Origin of the sequence: Siphonobacter sp. SORGH_AS_0500 (assembly GCF_031453245.1) — a bacterium.
GTDB lineage: Bacteria > Bacteroidota > Bacteroidia > Cytophagales > Spirosomataceae > Siphonobacter.
The window spans coordinates 4581134-4601776 of record NZ_JAVIYT010000001.1; the positions used below are offsets into that span (position 1 = coordinate 4581134).

13 protein-coding genes and 1 riboswitch are annotated in these 20643 nt (G+C 42.9%); of the genes, 3 read left to right on the plus strand and 10 right to left on the minus strand.

The genetic code is table 11. The features are described from left to right. Positions 1–13 precede the first annotated feature (13 nt). The 7 genes from gmd to QE357_RS19320 all read right to left on the minus strand — a co-directional run bounded on the left by gmd (position 14) and on the right by QE357_RS19320 (position 9002). Positions 14–1111, minus strand: coding sequence for a GDP-mannose 4,6-dehydratase (gmd, locus tag QE357_RS19290; protein WP_106636915.1), 1098 nt, complete (start codon positions 1109–1111; stop codon positions 14–16). A gap of 111 nt (positions 1112–1222) precedes the next feature. Next, a complete protein-coding gene (locus tag QE357_RS19295; RefSeq protein WP_106636916.1) occupies positions 1223–2170 on the minus strand; it encodes a GDP-L-fucose synthase in 948 nt (315 codons plus the stop codon). Positions 2171–2216: 46 nt separating this feature from the next. Further along, positions 2217–2915: a sugar transferase gene (locus QE357_RS19300; RefSeq protein ID WP_106636917.1), complete on the minus strand. Its 699-nt coding sequence runs from the start codon at positions 2913–2915 to the stop codon at positions 2217–2219. A gap of 352 nt (positions 2916–3267) precedes the next feature. Beyond that, on the minus strand, positions 3268–5580 hold the full coding sequence (locus tag QE357_RS19305) for a polysaccharide biosynthesis tyrosine autokinase (protein WP_309710908.1): 2313 nt from the start codon (positions 5578–5580) through the stop codon (positions 3268–3270). 51 nt (positions 5581–5631) lie between these two features. Then, complete coding sequence (locus QE357_RS19310; RefSeq protein ID WP_106637090.1) at positions 5632–6459, minus strand: polysaccharide biosynthesis/export family protein; 828 nt, start codon at positions 6457–6459, stop codon at positions 5632–5634. A gap of 280 nt (positions 6460–6739) precedes the next feature. Further along, on the minus strand, positions 6740–7657 hold the full coding sequence (locus QE357_RS19315) for a tyrosine-protein phosphatase (RefSeq protein WP_232793699.1): 918 nt from the start codon (positions 7655–7657) through the stop codon (positions 6740–6742). A gap of 712 nt (positions 7658–8369) precedes the next feature. Next, complete coding sequence (locus tag QE357_RS19320) at positions 8370–9002, minus strand: NeuD/PglB/VioB family sugar acetyltransferase (protein WP_106636918.1); 633 nt, start codon at positions 9000–9002, stop codon at positions 8370–8372. Positions 9003–9222: 220 nt separating this feature from the next. Further along, a riboswitch (SAM riboswitch) is annotated at positions 9223–9340 on the plus strand. 202 nt (positions 9341–9542) lie between these two features. Between QE357_RS19320 and QE357_RS19325 the strand changes: the two genes are divergently transcribed. From QE357_RS19325 to QE357_RS19335, 3 genes are all read left to right on the plus strand, one after another. Then, the gene (locus tag QE357_RS19325) at positions 9543–10847 is read left to right on the plus strand and encodes an O-acetylhomoserine aminocarboxypropyltransferase/cysteine synthase (RefSeq protein WP_309710915.1); all 1305 of its coding nucleotides are present in this window, start codon (positions 9543–9545) and stop codon (positions 10845–10847) included. An 88-nt stretch (positions 10848–10935) separates the two neighbouring features. After that, positions 10936–12306 (plus strand): homoserine O-acetyltransferase, encoded by a 1371-nt coding sequence (gene metX, locus QE357_RS19330; protein WP_309710918.1) that lies wholly within the window; start codon positions 10936–10938, stop codon positions 12304–12306. A 670-nt stretch (positions 12307–12976) separates the two neighbouring features. Then, entirely contained in the window at positions 12977–13954 is a 978-nt protein-coding gene (locus QE357_RS19335; protein ID WP_309710921.1) for a ScyD/ScyE family protein, read from the plus strand. Between the two features lie 421 nt (positions 13955–14375). Here the strand turns inward: QE357_RS19335 and QE357_RS19340 are convergent, their stop codons facing one another. From QE357_RS19340 to QE357_RS19350, 3 genes are all read right to left on the minus strand, one after another. Further along, positions 14376–15383, minus strand: a complete 1008-nt coding sequence (locus QE357_RS19340; protein WP_309710923.1) for a response regulator — start codon at positions 15381–15383, stop codon at positions 14376–14378. Continuing rightward, on the minus strand, positions 15346–17460 hold the full coding sequence (locus QE357_RS19345) for a PAS domain-containing protein (RefSeq protein ID WP_309710926.1): 2115 nt from the start codon (positions 17458–17460) through the stop codon (positions 15346–15348). Before QE357_RS19345 ends, QE357_RS19340 begins: the two co-directional genes overlap by 38 nt. 723 nt (positions 17461–18183) lie before the next feature. Further along, positions 18184–20445, minus strand: a complete 2262-nt coding sequence (locus QE357_RS19350) for a response regulator (protein ID WP_309710929.1) — start codon at positions 20443–20445, stop codon at positions 18184–18186. Positions 20446–20643 lie beyond the last annotated feature (198 nt).

Here is a 20643-nt window from a genome sequence, read left to right on the forward strand (position 1 = left end):
ACCCTATTTAATTTTATCCAATTAAATGTTCAAACTGCGTTTTACCTGAACGTTTAAATACTTCTACATCTTTCTCTACCATTTCCTTTACCAACATTGGCAAATCATACTTAGGCTCCCAACCTAATTTGGTTTTCGATTTCGTAGGATCACCAATTAATAATTCTACTTCTGTGGGACGGAAATATGCCGGATCTACTGCAACCACACATTTCCCTTCTTCCAATTGGAATTCTGAGTTGGCACAGCTTACCACATAACCCTTTTCTTCTACGCCTTCTCCTTTGAATTCTACAGTTACTCCAATTTCTGCAAAAGCCATTTTCACGAATTCACGTACACGAGTAGTTACACCCGTAGCGATTACATAATCTTCAGGTTGCTCTTGTTGCAAAATTCTCCACATCGCCTCTACGTAATCTTTAGCGTGGCCCCAGTCCCGCTGTGCATCCAGGTTACCCAGATATAAGCAGTTCTGTAATCCTAAACCAATCGCTGCCACTGCACGGGTAATTTTACGCGTAACGAAGGTTTCGCCACGTAAAGGAGACTCATGGTTAAACAGGATACCATTGCAGGCATACATACCATAAGCTTCACGATAGTTTACTGTAATCCAGTAACCGTAAAGTTTAGCAACCGCATAAGGAGAACGAGGATAGAAAGGAGTATCTTCTTTCTGAGGAACGGCCTGTACTAAACCGTATAATTCAGAAGTTGACGCCTGGTAGATTTTAGTCTTTTTTTCTAGTCCCAGAATACGAACCGCTTCAAGGATGCGAAGCGTACCAATTCCATCGGCATTGGCGGTATACTCAGGCGTATCGAAGCTCACCTTTACGTGAGACATAGCCGCCAAGTTATAAATCTCGTCAGGTTGTGTTTCCTGGATGATACGAATCAGGTTCGTCGAATCCGTCATATCACCGTAGTGCAACTTGAAACGAACGTCTTTTTCGTGGGGATCCTGGTAAAGATGGTCAATCCGCTCGGTATTAATTAAGGATGCCCGGCGTTTTACGCCGTGTACCATGTAGCCTTTTTCTAATAATAACTCTGACAGATAGGCTCCGTCCTGACCATTGACGCCGGTAATTAATGCCGTTTTCATCTTTTAGTTTTTTGTTTTCAGCGGCCGCTGTTGCGGTTTTCAGTTTTCAGTTTTCCAGGCCGAATACTAGTCCACTGGATTTGGTAAGATTTATAGAAGGGTATTATATACTTAGTTATGAGCCGCTACGACTTCTTCTTTCGAAAGGAAATCTGCATAAGCTTTCGTTATACCTTCGGTTAGCTCGACGGTATGTTTCCAGCCCAAACTGTGTAGTTTACTAACATCCATGAGTTTACGAGGTGTACCATCAGGTTTGGAAGTATCAAATTCCAGATTCCCTTCAAAACCCACCACTTTCTGGACAATATGAGCCAGTTCTTTAATGGTCAGATCTTCGCCCGTGCCAATATTTACCAGCTCCCGGCCTTCGTATTCGTTCATTAGGAAAACACAAGCTTCTGCCAAATCATCAGCATACAGGAATTCACGCATCGGTGAACCCGTACCCCAGATGGTTACGCTGGGTGTCCCTGCTTCTTTCGCTTCGTGAAACTTGCGAATTAGAGCTGGTAAAACGTGAGAATTTTGAGGGTGGTAATTATCTCCAATGCCGTAAAGATTAGTAGGCATCGCCGAAATGAAGTTAGCTCCGTATTGATCGCGATATGCTTCGCATAGTTTGATTCCGGCGATCTTGGCAATAGCGTATGGCTCGTTGGTAGGCTCCAGCTCTCCTGTTAGCAGGTATTCTTCTTTGAGGGGCTGTGGAGCCATTTTGGGATAAATACAGCTGCTACCCAAGAAGAGCAATTTGGTGACTCCGTTTTGATAAGCCGAATGAATGATATTGCTTTCAATCATTAGGTTATCATAAAGAAACTCGGCCCGATATGTATTGTTTGCTACAATCCCTCCTACTTTAGCCGCGGCCAGAAAAACATATTCTGGTTTTTCGGTTTCGAAAAAATCAGCAACGGCCTGTTGATTACGCAAGTCCAGTTCTTTGGAAGTACGAACCAGAATATTAGTATAGCCCTGATTTTCCAGGTAACGCTTGATAGCTCCGCCCACCATGCCGCGGTGACCGGCAATGTAAATCTTGCTGGAATTATTCATGAATATTGGTTTCTATTAGAATGGGGAATGGATAAGTAAAGCTAGACTAATAGGCTTTTTCGTCACCTTTAATCATCTTTTCAACCGTCCACCAGCAGATTTTAGCGTCTAGTACGGCCGATCTTCTTCTGATATACCACTGATCCATTTTCAATCGCTGTTCCATATCTCTAAGACCTGCTTCGCCACGTAAACCTCGCGTTTGAGCTAGCCCCGTAATGCCCGGTTTTACTAAGTAACGGGCAGGGAAATTGGGAACGACACTCCAATACTGAGCATCGTGTTCAACGGCATGAGGACGTGGTCCTACAATGCTCATATCACCCCAGAGAACATTCAAGAACTGAGGCATCTCATCTAGATTAGTCTTGCGAAGAAAGGCTCCTATTTTCGTAATGCGAGGGTCATTCGCCGAAGCTTGCTTGAAAGGAGCAACCTGATTTGTTCGCATGGTGCGGAACTTCAAACACCGGAAACGGCGACCATTGCGACCCGTTCTCCACTGGACAAAGAAAACAGGTCCGGGTGAAGACAGTTTAATAAGAATACCAATAATGGGAATTAACCATACCAATACAGTTAGGATAACAAAGCTGGACATCACTACGTCAAAACAGCGTTTACCTAAAGGAGTAGAAGATGGTTTTGAAAGGAGTAGAGTAGATTTTCTAGTTACGTATGATGAAGCTTCTTCTGATTCAAAATACGTAGTATCCAGTCGAAGAGTATCTGTTGAGTATTTCATGATTACAGGCGGATTTTATGATTTTGTATGGTTGGGAAATGACCAGCATGATGGAAGCAAACTCCCTTGCTTTTGGCATACTATACCCTGACTATCAATCAAACTGATAGTAAACTCAATAATTATTAAATATCAGGGCTAGTGAATTAGTCTTTTAACAGGACTAATTCTCATAAAATCATAACTGGTGGGGTGGCGATTTACTCAACCGAAGGTTCATAATCGTGTGGCGGTTTCGATTAAAAATATAAGTTTCAGGTGGTTTAGTAATCAGCATTTTACTAAACGGGTTAATTACGAACTCAGCAACTGGGGCAGGGGAGCAATGGGCAACTACTCCCCTACCTGTATTTTAATTTAATTTTTTCTTTTCGTCCTCTCCATAATAGCCATAGCTATAGCTATAGTAGTAAGCTTCTCCTTCGCCTACGCCATTAAGGATGATATTTAGTTTCTGAAAACGTTGCTCCTTATAGAGCGTATCGATCATTTTCAGGTAATGTTTGGGTGTTACATCGTGACGTACCAAATACATCGTAGTATCAGCAAAGGGGGCTACTAATTGAGCATCCGTAACCAAACCAATCGGCGGTGAATCCACCAAAACATAACTGAAGCGTTCCCGTAATTCTTTCATCAATTGCTCCAGACGTGGGCTGCTTAATAACTCCGAAGGATTTGGTGGAACTGGACCACTCGGCATCAGGTAATAATTATCGTAACCAGGGATGGGTTGTAAAGCCTCTTCCAGAGTACACTCACCAATTAGGTAATTGCTAATTCCAATACCATTAGGCATTCCTAAAGATTCACGAAGTTTAGGCTTACGTAAGTCCATTTCTAGAATAACCGTCGGACGATCCACCAGTGCCAAACTAGCCCCAAGATTAAGTGATACGAAAGATTTTCCTTCGCCTGATATACTAGAAGTAAACAGAAGCACCTGACTATCAGAGGCAGCCTTAAGAAATTGGAGATTGGTACGGATGGTACGAATCTGTTCTGAAATCACCGAGCGATTTTGAGGAGCCATAATCAATCGGTCCGCATCTTTACTCTTCACTACCTCACCCAGAATAGGTACATTAGTCAGCTCTTCTACATCTGTCCGACGCATCACTCGATTATTCATCGCATCGCGAGCAGTCATAGCTGCCACCGGAATAACTAAACCGACCAAACCAAATAAAGCAAAAATCATTTTACCTACAGGTTTAACGGGGTCATTAGAACTTCGAGCAGCGTCAACCGTACGGCTATCTGCAATGGTAGAAGCGTAGGAAACAGCCGTTTCTTCACGTTTCTGTAGCAGGAAAGTATACTGATCATTTTTGATTGCCTGTTGACGTGAGATATCAATAAGCGAACGTTCTTTTTGAGGAATGCTGCGAATCACACCTTCCATTTTCCGGTTCGTAGCCATCAACTGATTTCTGGAAGTATTTAGAATTTCCTTAGTCGACTGCACGTTTTCACGAATATTAGACTTAATGGACTTGATCTGACTTTCCAGCGTTTGCAGCATCGGGTTTTGTTCAGAAGTAGTACGGGCTAGGCGTTCGCGTTCTAGTTCTAGCTCAGATACTTTTGTAATAAGCCCCAGTAGAACAGGATCATTTAATGCAGCAGCGGAAGGTGCCCCCGTCCGTTCAGCACTACGCGAGTTAATGTATCTTTCTACGTCCCCAATAGCTCCCAATTGTATGTTTACTTGGCTCAACTGAGCATCGTTCTGCTGAACCGTTTGCAGAAAGCTTTGAGCTTGAGCACTTAAATCAGTAATCCCTTGAGCTGTTTTATATTGAGCGACGTTTTTTTCTACGTTCTGTAATTCACTGGAAACCAATCCCAGACGTTCTTCCAGAAATTTCAGTGTATTAGCAGCCGTTTTATTTTTATCTTCTACTGCTGCTGAGTTATACTCATCAATCAGTTTATTTAAAATGGCTTCTGCCTTAGCTGGAACTGCATCTTCTAAAGTTAATTGAATAACCGTAGACTGCTTACTAGTCGTTTCCGTTTTTAGATTCTTTAGATATGCTTCAACAGTCTGAGCTCGGGAGGCAACTTGAGCAATGTATTGCTCATCACTTTTAATGACGGGTTTAGAAGCAAAGAAACGAAGACGACCATAAGGGGTTTCTACGCTTTGATTTACTTGATAATTACGGTCATTTACACGAACGATATTGTTCTCAGGAAAGCTAAGTGTCAGTTTTTGTTTATACAAGTCAGGCTTAGCTTGTTCAATGAGCATTTTCACTGGCATGTCTCCGTATACTTCCCGCTTACCAAACGTAGTAGGAGCAAAGAACTTAACGTCAAGATTTAGGTCGTTTACCACCTTATTCATTAACGTGTAAGACTTCAAAATTTCAATTTCGTTATCTACCAGCTTTTGCTGACCAAAAATGTCCAGCTGTTTCATCAGCTCGCCCGTATCTACACCTTTTTTTTCATCCTTGATTAAAAGGCTTGCTTGGGTTCGGTAAATGGGTTGCTGATAAAGCAGGTATACATAAGCAGCTGCTAACGCTACTGCCAATGATCCCAGAAACCAGGGCCAGTTGCGAAGGTAACGAAGAAGGATTGCCCGAATGTTTGTCTGATCCGTCTCTACGACCTGGTAAGGTACATATGAGGTATAAGGATTATTCGTTGCCATAAATTAAATAGAGTGGATTGCCAATAATTAGATTTCGTGATTAACTAGTACTTATCTTCGAACCAGAACACTTACTAAAACCAGTACGGCCGAAGCCGCACTAATGACAATGGGTGCTATCCGATAGGTATTATCCGTAGAAGCGGCCCGGGCCTGATTAGGTTCTACGTATACTACGTCATTCGGATGTAAATAATAATAGGGCGAGCTGAACACATCCCGCTTGGTCAGATCCAAACGAGCAAAGGTCTTTTTACCATTCTCTTCCCGAATCACTAATACATTTTCCCGCTTTCCGAAAATGGTCAGATCACTCGCCATACTCAAAGCCTGAAGAATGGTTACCTGTTCATTATTAATTAGAAACAATGAAGGATGATTTACCTCACCCAGCACTGAAATACGGAAGTTTACATTCCGAACATTTACGGAAGCTTCTTTCAAATAAGATTTAAGTTTTTCCTTTATATGAGCAGCAACTTGAGCGGATGACTGCCCTGCTACGGTAATTTTACCCAACATTGGAAAATCAATCGATCCTTCTTTGCTAACTACATACCCGGGCTGGTAGGCTAATGGATTAGCAGAGGACATCAATCCTTGACCTTGTACCATAGCCATGTTTTCGGGCAAATTGAAAATGGCAGAGGCTTCTGGATTTAAACTATTTACAGAGATATTAAGAACGTCTCCTACCTGTATGGTTGGAGTATATTGCTTCGCTATACTTAAGCTATCAACGGTTGTATTAGGGCCGTCCTGAAAAAGAGCTAGGTTTTTCGAGGATACACAACCGGAAAGCAGTAGGGCAAGGACGGATAATGAAGCAAGATTCTTCACTAAAGATACCCGATCCCGGCGGATTGATCTGGTAGACATATAAAGCTTAAAATAGTGCAAAATGGCGGCGAACTCTGAACTCTTTTTCAAAGAAAATACAATTTTTCGTGAACAACTAATTTTAGAAGGGGTAAACCTGAAAAAAATATAATTTACTATCAAAAATCAATTAAAATCGCTAATTACTCAGTATTTTCAACTATTTTTTCAGAATTCTTCAAAATAAATATAATGATAACACAACATTTACATAACAATCCGGTCCTATGGCCAAGCTAGGAATAGTACTAACTTGGTAAAATCCTATTTCTTGTTATAATCATAACAACTTAGAATTCTGCAATGGTTGCTGAGTTAATTGCTTGAATTCTGGCAAGGAAAAAATCTTCTCGAATCGGGGTAAATCCGCTGGCCGATGCAGATCACTACCTATAAAGTCTACCCAGCCTTTTTGCAATAGGATTTTTCCTTGTCGACGGGCCTGCTCTCCATACTTGCCCGTAAGTGACATTGCATTGAGTTGTAGCAAACAACCAGCCTCTCGGTGATGGGCTAGTTCGGCTTCAAAATTTTTATAATATTTATACCGCTCCGGATGGGCCAGGATGGGCGTGTATCCCGCCGACTGAATGCGAAAAATTAAATCTGAGAGATGCAGCGGAGCCGAAGACCAGGCCGTTTCTACTAATATATACTTTTCTGGGCCAAAGGTTAACACTTCCCGGCTTTTTAATAAATCAAGGAAAAAATCATCAAGAAGGTATTCGGCGGCTACTTCAATCGTTAGGGGGAGGTTATGCTCCCGTACCAGGGACTGCAATTGCTCCTGACCCTCAAGTAAATGATGGTATTTGTTAGGAAACCAATCTCGGCTGACGTGGGGCGTAGTTACTACTTTAGTTATACCCCATTCGGAAAGTTGTTTTAAACAGGCCAGGGTTTCCTCCCAGGATGAAACTCCGTCATCTACTCCTGGCAGAAGGTGTGAATGTATATCAACTTTCCAAAAGCAGTCTTTAATGGGCTCTTCCAGATCGGGCTGTTGCCCTGTAAAAAAGCGGTTTTTCAAACGCTGCCATATACTCGTAGAACTCATTGACTTTTCAGTAGTGGGGACGGGGGGCACACTTGTATTAGGAGTCTCAGGAGCCATTTTAGCTTCTATCTGAGCACCCGCACGCAAACGAACTTCGTTTTTTTCAGATAGCGAAACTACTTCATCAAATTCCGTATTCATAATTGTAGCGGTGTATTAAGGTGGAATAGTCTCGGTAAAATCGACCTGTTACCCTAAACTGAGCTACCTGTTCAACAAAAAGCAAGATCAGTTTTGACTATCACGCTGATAGGTTTCAAACACTTATCAATTCTATTAGAACAGAACTAATAATCTTTTCGAAACCAATTCTACCTAAATTAGAGTCTATAAAGAATATATACAAGGATAATTCAACTTTGTTTAGAATTGCTGAACGAAATTCCAAAAGATAAATACGAGAAAATCTACTAGATGGATGTCATTTCAAACGTTTCATCGAAAAAAATTACATTCTTATAATTCATTTTTTTTATAGTAGCAAAGCTAAATAAGTCTTCAAAAAATTATACCATACGAAATGTTAACTACACTAATTTTAAGAGTAAAAACACTCATTAACAATTCATTAATTAGCTTAAAGCACCCATATTTTCATAAACATTACCAAATATTAGCAAAATAGTTCAATTATATTTTTTATATTTCAAGACTTCTTTATTCGCTTCTTTTAATTTCTATAACTCTTATAACTTATGTTAAGCTCATAGAGGTGGTAGAACGAAGAATCTATAAACCCAGTTTTGCACTATACCTAGAATAGTGAAGCTGTCTATTAATACATGTAGCAACAAAAAGGGGCCCGGTTACATGCGTTAAACCGGACCCCTTTTGATAAAATCGAGATCGTACTTTATACCTTTTTAGCCGGATTACCGAAGACCGTAGCACCCGCCGCGACGTTTTCAATGACGACAGACCCCGCTCCGATTCGGGCATTTTTCCCAATTTCGACGCCGCCTACAATCGTTACGCCAGAACCAATGAAAGTGTTTTCTCCCACTTTAGCTCCCATTCCGATTACACTCCCCGCTCCTACCTGAACAAAGTCTTCCAGGACAGTTTCGGTATCAATGATAACTCCGGCGTGGAGAATACAGTGGTTACTCACTTTGGAAAACGTCTGAACAATAACGCCAGCCGCAATCAGATTTCCGTGGCCGATGTGAGCATCTTCCGAGATAATGGCCGAGGGATGTACAGCATTAACAGGCTGCGTCTGGCGAGTTTCGTGCAGGTACTCAACCAGTGTTTTGCGTTCGGTCCGATCTTCTACTGCTATAAAAGCTTCACATTTATTTCCAATGAGTTCAGTAAATCCTTCATCGTCAGTCGCTGAAAAGACTGATACCTCACCAATTTCGGTTCCGTGCAGGCTCGTTTCGTCTTCTAGAAACCCGTACACAATGACGCCGTTGCGATTAAAAATATCAAGAGCCGTTTTACCCAAAGCTTTGGCTCCAAAAATAAGGACGGGGTTTTCCATAACGTATGCGTGTCAGTACATCAACTGACGTTTTTTACAAAAGTAGCAGATCAGCATGGGAAAGTTCACTCCTGATAATTATCCCCTGCCTTTTCGTTACTGATTTTGCGTGAATCAAAGTAATTATAACCCCCAATGAACAAAAAACGATCCGGCTCTTTCCACATTTGCCTATTCCTTTTTAAGTTTGCCTTTGAAAAGTCAGCCCGTTCCAGATGCTGACTTATCGAGAAGCGGGGAGAGACGGGCTCTGTGAACCGCTGGCAACCTATTTTCAACGAGGTGAAAACAAGGTGCTAATTCCTGCCCTGGGGAAGGTCTCCGGGGAGAGATAAGTAAAGCGAACTTTCATGCACCGGACGACCCTTTTATTGGGGGCTGCTATTCTGCCCTCTTTTTCCATCTCAGATTTCCTGACTCTTAGTTCATCCGCCTACGCAGGGGGCACTTCTTCTTGTTGTGGATTGCATGCAGAAACGATTCGTTTCAAACACTTACTCTAAACTCTATCTTTTATTCACGCATTAATTCTGCAACAACATGTCTGAATTACGTTTTGAAACGCTCCAGTTACACGCTGGCCAAGAGATTGACCCAACCACTAAGGCCCGGGCCGTTCCTATTTATCAAACCACGGCTTATCAGTTCGATGATTCCGCTCACGGAGCCCGGCTTTTTGCCCTTCAGGAATTTGGGAACATTTATTCACGCATTATGAACCCCACCCACGATGTGTTTGAAAAACGCATAGCGGCATTGGAAGGCGGCGTGGCAGCCCTTTCGGTGGCTTCGGGGCATGCGGCTCAGTTTATTGCCATCAATAACATTACTACCGTTGGCGATAACTTTGTAACGACTTCCTATTTATACGGCGGCAGCTATAACCAGTTTAAGAATTCCTTTAAAAATATTGGCGTTGAAGCCCGTTTTGCTGAAGGCGATAAAGTCGAATCATTCGAACGGCTCATTGACGATCGCACCAAGTTCCTGTATCTGGAAACTATTGGTAACCCTGGATTTAACATTCCCGATTTTGAAGCCTTCGCAGCCCTGGCTAAGAAGTATGATCTGCCCATTATCGTAGATAATACATTCGGAGCAGGCGGGGCCATTGCTCAGCCTCTTAAGCACGGAGCCCACGTGGTTGTTAGCTCGGCTACGAAGTGGATCGGCGGTCACGGTACTTCTATGGGAGGGGTTATTATCGACGGCGGCACCTATAACTGGGGCAATGGAAAGTACCCTCAGTTTACCGAACCCTCACCAAGTTACCACGGTCTGGTATTAAATGATGTATTCGGCTTTAATGGTCCTTTCGGTAATATTCAGTTCATCATTCGGGCCCGGGTAGAAGGACTTCGGGATTGGGGACCTTCTCAAGCTCCTTTCAACAGCTTCTTACTATTGCAGGGACTCGAAACGCTTTCGCTTCGCGTAGAGCGGACGAACGAAAATGCTCTGGCTCTGGCGACCTGGCTGGAAAACCATCCGGCAGTAGAATATGTGAATTACCCCGGTTTGGCGAGTAGTCCCTACCACGCCCTGGCTCAGAAGTACTTAACCCGTGGCTTTGGCGGCGTGTTGACCTTCAAGCTTAAAGCGGGAAAAGAAGCGGCAGATCAGTTAGTTAATTCCTTAAAACTGATTAGTCACCTGGCTAATGTGGGCGATGCGAAAACGCTCATCATCCACCCCGCCAGCACGACGCACTCCCAGCTTTCAGCCGCCGAGCAAGCTACGGCGGGCGTAGAACCGGGATTACTCCGAATTTCGCTGGGTTTTGAACACATTGAAGACATTAAGGCGGACCTAGAGCAGGCCATTCAGGCCGTTTCAGGTTCCTAGCCTCCAGGGTCGGGGCTTTGGCTCCGACCTTATTTCACTCGATTTGCATACTGACTTACTTGAAAGTCCTTAACTGATTGCTTACGCTTTGTCTGAGTTACAACTATTTCATTACCCGCATCCTTTTGACTTAGAATGCGGACAGACCCTACCCGAAATTCAGGTAGCTTATCATACCTTTGGAAAGCTTAATGACCGGGCCGATAATGCCGTCTGGATTTGTCATGCCCTCACGGGAAATTCAGACGTTACTGAGTGGTGGAGCGGATTAGTGGGCGAAGGAAAGCTATTAGATACCCGACAGTATTTCATTATTTGTGCGAATGTGCTGAGTTCGGCTTATGGTTCTACCTCGGCCTTATCAGTTAATCCGCTTACGCAGGAACCTTATTATCAGGATTTTCCGCTCGTAACCATTCGTGATGTTGTTAAAAGTCTGGATTTACTACGGGAGCATTTGCAGATTCAGCAGCTTTGCATGCTCGTAGGTGGATCGCTTGGCGGACAGCAGGCTCTGGAATGGGCCATTCAGAAACCCGAGCTTTTCAAGCAACTGATTCTTATTGCTACTAACGCCCGGATGTCACCCTGGGGTATTGCCTTCAATGAATCCCAACGGATGGCTATTGAGGCCGATCAGACCTGGCAGGAACGCCGGGCCGACGCAGGTACTGCGGGCATGAAAGCCGCCCGGGCTACGGCCTTGCTGAGTTACCGCAGTGCGGTGATGTACGAGTATACGCAAGCCCGCGAAGAATCGGTAATTGATCACTACCGGGCTAGCTCTTACCAGCGATATCAGGGCGAAAAAATTGCCTCACGATTCAACGCTTTCTCTTACTATAGTTTGTCGCGAATGATGGATTCGCACGATGTGGGAAGAAACCGAGGCGGAGCTATGGCGGCTCTTAACCGAATTAAAGCCCAGACACTAATCATTGGTATTCAATCGGATGTCTTGTTTCCGGTGGAAGAACAGCGGTTTTTAGCTCGGTACATTCCCCAGGCTGAATTGACTGAAATTGATTCTTTGTATGGTCATGATGGATTTCTTGTGGAAAATGAACTCATGACTAAAACCATTCGTACCTGGGAATTATCGAACCGATTGGAACCTGAAGTAGAAGAAGAAGAACTTATCGTTCGGGATCGTGTACAGGTGGATGTTCGCAAAGGTGTCCGTGAATACATTGCCGTGGAGAATATTTCGTTCCTGGCTACTCCCTACACCATTCATCTCATCAACGGCAACCGAATTGAGTCAGATACGGTGCTGGATAAAGTGAGTTTGGCTTTACAGGAAAACTACGATTTTACCTTACTGAGTCCGCATCTACCGCACATTCTAGTTAATACCCGACACATTAAAAGCTTCGACGAAAAAAATAACCGTATTTATTTAAGCGACGGTAGAAGCCAAACTTTGCCCCCGGAGTTTCCTCTAAAAAAAGCCAAATAAATCTATACCTTCGTTTTACCAGCATCCTGCTTGAAACGTTAAATCATGTTTATCGTAAGATTGCTCAATTTTTTAGAGGCTTCTTTAGAAGCTAGGGTTGCGTGAGCGTAACCCAGCTTGAAAAGGCTTTCGTATCCTTCATTGATAGAATATAAACTTTAAGGTATCTGCTTTTAAATAAAGAGCCTGTCCGAGACGCTCTAAAATGACTTCTGAATAACATAAGGGAATGGTGCATTTGGCCCTTTCTGCGTTCGAAGCGTTCTTTATATACGCCTGATTTTGCATTTTTATAAAAAAAGATGGTGATGATGCCTTACAAACAAAGAAGGTTATTTCACTGCTAAAAAGATACGGTTCACATACATTAGTCTTGTATTTCAGATATTTACAGACATCTTTACTTGCCCCTTAACAAACGACTCCTAAGCCTTTCTGGCTTATCATCAATCATACTTCCTTAGAACTAGCTGAAGTTTATCTTTATACGGGTTCTGAGTCTTAGGTGAGCGTTACATTCCAATTCTAGAGCATGCCATAAGGGCTTATAGACTGGAATTCTCCTAATACAATACTTCTATTTCAAACTAGTTTTGAAGTTTTTTCTTGCCACTAACAAGGTCAGAACTTCACCTCAATCCTATTCATTCATATCCAATCCATTAAATCTATGAAAACGCTTTCTCTATTTTCAAAAGTACTCTTATTCGTTAGCCTTGGGCTTTTTACACTGAGTTGTACCGACCATGAAGGGCCAGCAGCGGGCACCGTTCAGCGAGAAATTCTGGTAAGCGGTTTAAATGGCCCTACGGGTCTAACCTTTGATCCTCAGGGTCGCTTATTTGTTTCGGAAGTGGGAACCGGGCAAAACAATAGCCAGATTTCGCTGGTCGAAAACAACCAGGCCAAACCCGTCATTCAGGGATTACCTTCCATGCCTGATGGTCCCGCTTTCTTTATTGGCATTACCCACATGCTTTTTGCTAACGATTCGCTTTACTTCTTGCACGGAGCTCTGGGAACGCTCTTTAGCGTAAAAACCTCTCAACTAAACCCTAACCAGCCCTTAAGCCAGGCTAATCTAACCAGCCAGGCATTGCGGCCTTTTATAGATAGTCTGAAATTAGTAACCCCCTTGAATTCAAATGCCTATAATCTGACATCGGATGCTAGTGGTAATATCGTCATTGCAGACGCGGGTACCAACGCGGTAATCAAACGGCAAAAAGGCACGGGAAAACTCCAGTTACTGGCTCATTTACCGAATGTAACTCCCGCTCAGGAAGCAGTGCCCACGGGAATTGTCTTTGATGGTACTAACTTCCTGGTAACTACGCTTTCGGGTGGACCATTCACTAAAGGCTCAGCCGTGATTTACCAAGTTAGCCCGCAAGGAGTAGTCAGCATTTATCAGTCTAATTATACCACCCTGATGGATCTGACGCTTTCAGAAGGAAACAAACCAGTGGTAATTGAATTCGTATCCGATGGCATTTTTAACCCCAGCCTTCCTTCGGGTCGCATTGCCAACACACTGGGCAAAACCTTAGTAGGCGATTTGCGAGGTCCTTCTGCCATCGAAAGACAGGGTAATAGCTATTACGTTACCAGTGTAAGCCAAGGTCTACTCGAACGTTTCACTTGGTAAGAGTAACCATTTCTTCATTCAGGATCTCTTAGTATAAACGACAATCCTTATAAATCACCCTTTAACGCTTTTAGATAAACCGCCAATTTGATGGAGTATTGTACCTGAATCGTATCCTAGCTCACCTCTTAAGCGGTGGGCTATTTTTTTTCTACATTCTACCCGATTTTCATAAAAAAACCGGCTCCTGGGGAGTCGGTTTAGGCAATACCGGCATTGCCCTTCCCTTTTATTACAGGTGGCGGCGTCTGTAAAGCGTAGGGTTAACGCTAGTAAGCCTAAAATCGTAAATATTTACCCATTAAATCATTGTTTCTTAACTAATAACAATAAATTACCATACCAGGCTCAGCCCGTCATCTCCACCGCTAAATGTACGCCGATGAATCGCTTTGCAAAGATCAAAACCCAGCCCTAAATATTAATTAGAATTGGGCAAAGGTAACCACTGTTCAAGGGCCTGCTCCAGCACCGTTCTTGCAATGGGCTTGGTTAAGTAATCATCCATTCCAGCAGCTAAACACCGCTCTCTTTCCAAAGGTAGAATACTGGCCGTCAGGGCTAGTATAGGAATATGCCCCGTTTCAATCTGACGAATCTGTTGGGTAGCTTCGTAGCCATTCATTTCTGGCATTTGAATATCCATTAGAATCAGATCTGGTCGGTAGCGGGTAAACGCTTCTACCCCTTCAATTCCATTATGAGCTTCGTAAATAGTGAGTTCAGGCCGAAGTGAGGCGATGAGCTTTTTAGCTAATAACCGATTGACGGCATTGTCCTCTACTACTAAAATGGAAGCTAGGGTTTGCAGAGGAGTATCACTTACTGGCTCAGCGGGGGGTTCGGGGGTTATGGATTGCTCCTCTTCAAAAAGGTTGGAAAGAGCCGTGAGAAGCTCCGTTCTTTTCACAGGTTTCGGCAGCAGGGCCTTTCCACTCTTTTCTAATTCCAGACCTTCATAAATCGTATTCATTATTAATACGGGTGGTAAAGCCTGGTCGCTGGAAGCTCGCATTTTCTCCAACGTTTCTACCCCATTTAAAAAGGGCATGTGATAATCCATGAGAATCACATCAAATATCTGCTCCTGAGTCACTTCCAGGGCCTCGATTCCATTTTTAGCCAGATAACAGGCGATGTTTTGCTGGGCGAGTATTTGCTTGAGAATGCTCCGACTAACTTTATTATCGTCCACTACTAAGGCCGAATGAATCCGGTTTAAGTGGGGCCAATCTTTACTAGATGCCAAGTCTTCGCTAGCGGCGGGCACGGATAACTCAAAACTGAAACAACTCCCTTTTCCTAGCTTACTTGAAAGCTCAAACTGGCTGTTCATGAGTCGCAACAAGCGGCTTGAAATGGTAAGGCCTAAGCCCGTTCCTCCAAATTTTTTAGTAGTTGAAAGATCCTCCTGGGTAAAAGGCTTCAAATATTTTACGTTGATTCTCTTTTTCAATACCAATACCCGTATCCCGTACTGTAAAACGAAGACGAGCCTGCTCAGACTCTAGGGCCAGACACTCTACCTTTAATTCGATTTCGCCCTGGAGAGTAAACTTGGCGGCATTGCTTAGTAAATTAACCAGAATCTGTCTCAACCGAAGCTCATCGACCCAAATCCAGCGGGGAACGTTGGGCTCAATATTCAGCAATACTTCCAGCCCTTTGTTTTGTGCCTGCGTAGTTACTAAAGCCAGGGACTGATGGCAGAGCAGCTCGAGTTCTGTTTTCTCTATTACCAGCGACAATTTACCGGCTTCAATTTTTGAAAACTCCAAAATATCATTGATAATGCCCAATAGCGAGTGAGCCGATTCGTAAACTGTTTTTTGGTAGAGCTGTTGCGTTTCGTCAAGAGGGGTTTTTAACAACAGTTCAGTAAAGCCAATTACTCCATTGAGCGGTGTTCGGATTTCGTGACTCATATTAGCCAGAAACTCAGATTTAGCACTGCTGGCATATTCAGCCTGCTGACGGGCTTTTTCGATTTGCCCCTGAGCCGTTTTCAAATCATCAATATCCTGAAAGGTCCCAAATAGACGTACAGATCTTCCATTGATCTGTTCGACCTGCCCAATGGTACGTACCCAGCGAAGATTACCCTTAGCCGTAATAATCTGCTCTTCCAAATCCCAGGCCGTCCCGTTTTTAATGCCTTCGGCAACCACTCTGGCCAATCGTTCTTTGGCTTGAGTGGTTGCATAGAAACTAATTCCGTGCCTCATGTCGGGATTTTCGTCCAGAGGAATCTCATGAATTTCTTTGGTTACATCTGACCAGTACAACCGCTGCTGATCAATGTTATATTCCCAAGCCCCTACTTTAGCCATCCGACTGGTTTCTTCGAGTAAGACCTTGGTCTTAAGTAATTCTTCTTCGGCCTTCTTACGCTTATCAATATCGTGACTGGTCCATACAATTTCTTCACTTACTTCCTGACGGTTGGCTTTGGTTTCCATCCACAAGTAATGCCCCTTCTGATGTTTGATGCGGTGCTCAAAGCAGGCGGGTAGCTCTTCATTAACCTTACCAATCATTTCAAAGGCAGCGGGCAAATCATCGGGATGTATGAAGTCTTCCATTGTTTTCCCCAGGCAATCCTCTACCGGGTAACCCAGAATTTTAGTCCAGGCGGGCGATAGATAGGTAACGACTCCTTCAGGGGTAGTCATAGAGAGAATATCACTCATGGAAGAAAGCAAAACGGATAAGTTGATTTCCGTTCGCATCGTTTGAGTTACGTCCCGCCCAAGACCTAGAATTTCATTGACTTGCCCAAAGCTATCTTCCAGTCCTGTCATACTCCATTCATAGGCCTGTAGGGCCTTTCCAGGTAAGCGTTTTTTTATCTGGATGGTATAAGACACCAAAGGATTCTTTCGGCAGAATTCAACGCCTTGCCTAAAGACATCTATGTCTTCGGCAACCATATAGGTAGTCGCTAATGTATCTAGCAGGTTTTCTACGGGTTCACCTAAGGCATTAGCGTAATTCTCACTAATGAAGGTATAACGACCTTCCAAATCTATTTTAGCTACGTATAGAACCTGACTATTTAAAATGTATTCGTACAGCAGCGACTGCTGACGAGCTTTAAGCTCGGACTCTTTCTCATTGGTAATATCAATGTGACTGACGGTTATTAGCTGAACCTGGCCCTCTTCGTTTCGCAGAGCCATGCCCCGGCATCGCAACCACATGATGTAACCCTGTTTATGAAGGTAGCGGATGGGCGTATCGAAGCTGCTTTCGGGGCTGGCTAGATTCGAGCTTAACTCTTTTTCCAGTAAAGCAATATCATCGGGATGAATCAACTTTTTCCAGTCTAAAAGAAGATCTGGAATTTCGTGCGTTTCATAGCCTAGTTTGACCCAGAAATTAGGACTTATCCAGTAGTTTTCAGGGTGTTGTACGTCCCAAATCCACAGGCCTGACTCCTGGAAAAAAGAAAAGAAATGAGTATTGCTCTCTAACAAATGAAGAAGCTCTTTTTTTAAGTAATGCATACGGATGGCGGTCTATGCAGGAATCAACTCGTAATTGTGGCTATCAAAGAAGAAATTTAAAAAATCATGCTACTTAACTAAAGACTTATTCTTAAGGGGCTTAAGAAAAGCACTTAGGTCCTCAAAATCCATTAAGCCTTTAGTACTATCTACGTAAATCATCTCTGTTTAAGTATGAACACCCTTGCGAGTTACTCTGGCATGAGGGCAACTACGCATATTTTCTAAACGCCTAGATAGATTGTTTAAAAACTTACATCTCCTTTAAAAGAAGAGTTTGCTTCCCAATCACTTCCCTTTAGTATGTGTTTTGAGAGTGCCCCTAACCAATAGGTTTGACTGGCCTTTTTAGGCTACTACTTCAGCTCACTATAAGAAGTATACGTTAGCCATGTTAAGTAATAGGCTCTAAGTCTTATCTTTTAATGAGTTACATTACATGCTTTAACTTCTAAAAATAGCCTATTATTGATAGAAGATCAATACCTTAAAAAGATAGGAATGCTTAAAATCTATGCATTCTAACAAATGTTTAGTTGAGCATGTTAGCTGGGATAGCAAAAGACTATCCCAGCTAACATGCAATATATCCGCATTAAAGCCTACGATACGTTTAATGAGAATTATTAAACGTATCGTAGGCTTTATCATTTTTCAGTTGTCTCTGAACTGGAAAAGCCGCTTTCTAAATAAAGGCCATGACACGATAACCATTGTCTTTATTTATCCACACACACTAGAAGCCTGAAGATGCCATTTTTTAAGCATTTGCATTAACTCTTCAATTTTCACGGGCTTGGTTAAGTAGTCGTCCATGCCTGCTTCCATACAAATATCCTCCGTACCGGCCACCACATTAGCCGTTAAGGCGATAATAACGGGTTGTTTGGGTAACAACTGACGAATTTGCTGAGTAGCTTCCAAACCATCCAGAACGGGCATTTGCATATCCATTAAAATCAGATCATAGGGATGGGTTAAAGCTGCCGTTAAGGCCTGTTCTCCGTTTTCCGCTAAGTCTGGCTCATAACCCAGCTTCGTTAAGATGGTCTTAATGACGCGTTGATTAACCTGGTTGTCTTCGGCAATGAGTATTTGTAAAGGATATTGGCTACTCATGCTCGTAGTTAACTGCCCAGATTTTGAGTATTCCTGGACCAAGGGCTGCTCTCCCTGCAAAGCATAAAGTACCTGTTTGTTGAGCTGCTTCTGACGGGTAGGTTTATTGAGAATAGAAACAAAAAATTCTCGCTGATGAGGTTTCAACTCATGGCCAATGGAACTTAGTAAAATAACAGGAATCTCCGAGTATGCCTTCTTAATTTCTCCGGCTAACATCACCCCATCCATGGCGGGCATTTGCATATCGGTGATAACCAAATCAATAGCGGCGTCCCGCTCCAGCTGCTCAAGGGCTGAAGCAGCTGAGTTAGCCAAAAGAGTTTGCAAGCCCCAATTGCTAAGCTGGCGTTGCAAGATGGTTAAATTCGTCGCATTATCGTCCACTATCAATACCCGTTTCTGTGCATAAGCTTCCAGGCTTTGCTGGGAATAAGCCTGAATTTGCTTTTTCCCTGGCTGGATTCGGATGGTGAAGCAGAAGGTAGAACCCTGACCTAGTTGGCTATCAACCAGTATTTTTCCTCCCATTAATTCTACCAAGCGAGCTGAGATCACTAGCCCTAAACCGGAGCCTCCGTACTTACGCGTAGTGGTTGAATCCACTTGAGAAAAGGACTGAAACAGTTTACCAATCTGATGAGCAGCGATGCCAATGCCCGTGTCCCGAACCGAAAAATTAAGGCATAGCTCGTTTTCTTTTAATTCCTGTAGACTCACCCATAAGCACACTTCGCCTACTTCAGTAAATTTGACGGCGTTGCCAATAAGGTTAATAAGTACTTGCCGTAGGCGTAGGGAATCGCCGACTACCTGTAAGGGTATATCCTCCTCAATGTGATAAATGAGATCTACCCCTGTTTGTGTAGCTTTCGCCCCAAAGAGATCAAAGACAACTTCAATGCACTCCCGTAAATTAAATTCCTCTCTTTCAAGCTCAATACTTCCCGATTCTATTTTAGAAAAATCAAGAATATTATTAATAACACTCAACAGAGCATCGCCCGAATTCACAATCGTATCGGCAAACATTCGCTGTTCAATAGTCAGATTGGTTTCCTGTAGCAAAGCGGCCATTCCAATGACTCCGTTCATGGGCGTGCGTATCTCATGACTCATCGTTGCCAGAAAAACACTTTTGGCCTGGTTCGCTTTTTCCGCTTCCCAACGAGCGGCTTCTAGTTGAACATTGGATTTTCTCAGAAGTGTGTTTATTTTCTTTTGAATTAATTCATTGCGATGTCTTTCTTGCGAGAGAGCTGCTTCCTTTTCTAACTCATTCATCTTCTGAGTCTGGATGAATACATTCTCACTGTACCTTTTCATCATATAAGCCCATAATCCACAGATGAAAAAAATAACGGCTGCCAATAGAATGTGAATAACAAAAGTGAGCAAATCAAAGTAGTCGAGCCGCGTAAAATAGATTTGAGCGTAACCCAGATTTTGAAAATAACCAAAGAGAGCATGGTGAGTCAATACCACAATCATCATGGGAATCTGTAATTGCCATTTTTGATAGGTAATGAGAATTGCACTGCCAATAAATGCGAAAAAATGCATTTCAAACAAACCATGCATTTGGTAGATATACTGAGCCATAAAGACTCCTAAAACTCCACTCAATACATATTGATACCAATCTGAGTCAGGCAGAGCCCATTTGGTCGAATAATAAGCTAACAGGCACAAACCGCCTACACTTATGGCAATTACATAGGTATCGTAAAAACTGGCCAACACTAGGCCAGTAACAAAATAGCCTAAAAGAAAGACGTCCATCAGCCGATCCGAACTTTCTTTCACATTCGAAAAAAAGGAAGGCTTCTCTGCGTCACCAGTCAAATAAATAGTAAAAGGAATCATGGGCTAATTTGAAATTAAGATTGATAAAGCATGCCAACACAGGATTGCTAGTGCAACTAACCCAAGTCCAATCACCAAAAGATTTTTATTAGCGTTTCGCCCGTTCCTATATACAGAAGTATGATTTAAAATAGCTTCCAAAAGCTTATTTTAAATAGAATCAAAACCAAACGATATACCATCAAAACCCGCTGATTT

Bases quoted from the DNA above. Each gene is read 5' to 3' on its own strand.
- QE357_RS19335 (WP_309710921.1), top strand. From the start codon at position 12,977: ATGAAAACGCTTTCTCTATTTTCAAAAGTACTCTTATTCGTTAGCCTT.
- QE357_RS19345 (WP_309710926.1), bottom strand. From the start codon at position 17,460: ATGCATTACTTAAAAAAAGAGCTTCTTCATTTGTTAGAGAGCAATACT.
- QE357_RS19305 (WP_309710908.1), bottom strand. From the start codon at position 5,580: ATGGCAACGAATAATCCTTATACCTCATATGTACCTTACCAGGTCGTA.
- QE357_RS19320 (WP_106636918.1), bottom strand. From the start codon at position 9,002: ATGGAAAACCCCGTCCTTATTTTTGGAGCCAAAGCTTTGGGTAAAACG.
- QE357_RS19300 (WP_106636917.1), bottom strand. From the start codon at position 2,915: ATGAAATACTCAACAGATACTCTTCGACTGGATACTACGTATTTTGAA.
- QE357_RS19325 (WP_309710915.1), top strand. From the start codon at position 9,543: ATGTCTGAATTACGTTTTGAAACGCTCCAGTTACACGCTGGCCAAGAG.
- QE357_RS19295 (WP_106636916.1), bottom strand. From the start codon at position 2,170: ATGAATAATTCCAGCAAGATTTACATTGCCGGTCACCGCGGCATGGTG.
- gmd (WP_106636915.1), bottom strand. From the start codon at position 1,111: ATGAAAACGGCATTAATTACCGGCGTCAATGGTCAGGACGGAGCCTAT.
- QE357_RS19310 (WP_106637090.1), bottom strand. From the start codon at position 6,459: ATGTCTACCAGATCAATCCGCCGGGATCGGGTATCTTTAGTGAAGAAT.
- QE357_RS19350 (WP_309710929.1), bottom strand. From the start codon at position 20,445: ATGATTCCTTTTACTATTTATTTGACTGGTGACGCAGAGAAGCCTTCC.
- QE357_RS19315 (WP_232793699.1), bottom strand. From the start codon at position 7,657: ATGAATACGGAATTTGATGAAGTAGTTTCGCTATCTGAAAAAAACGAA.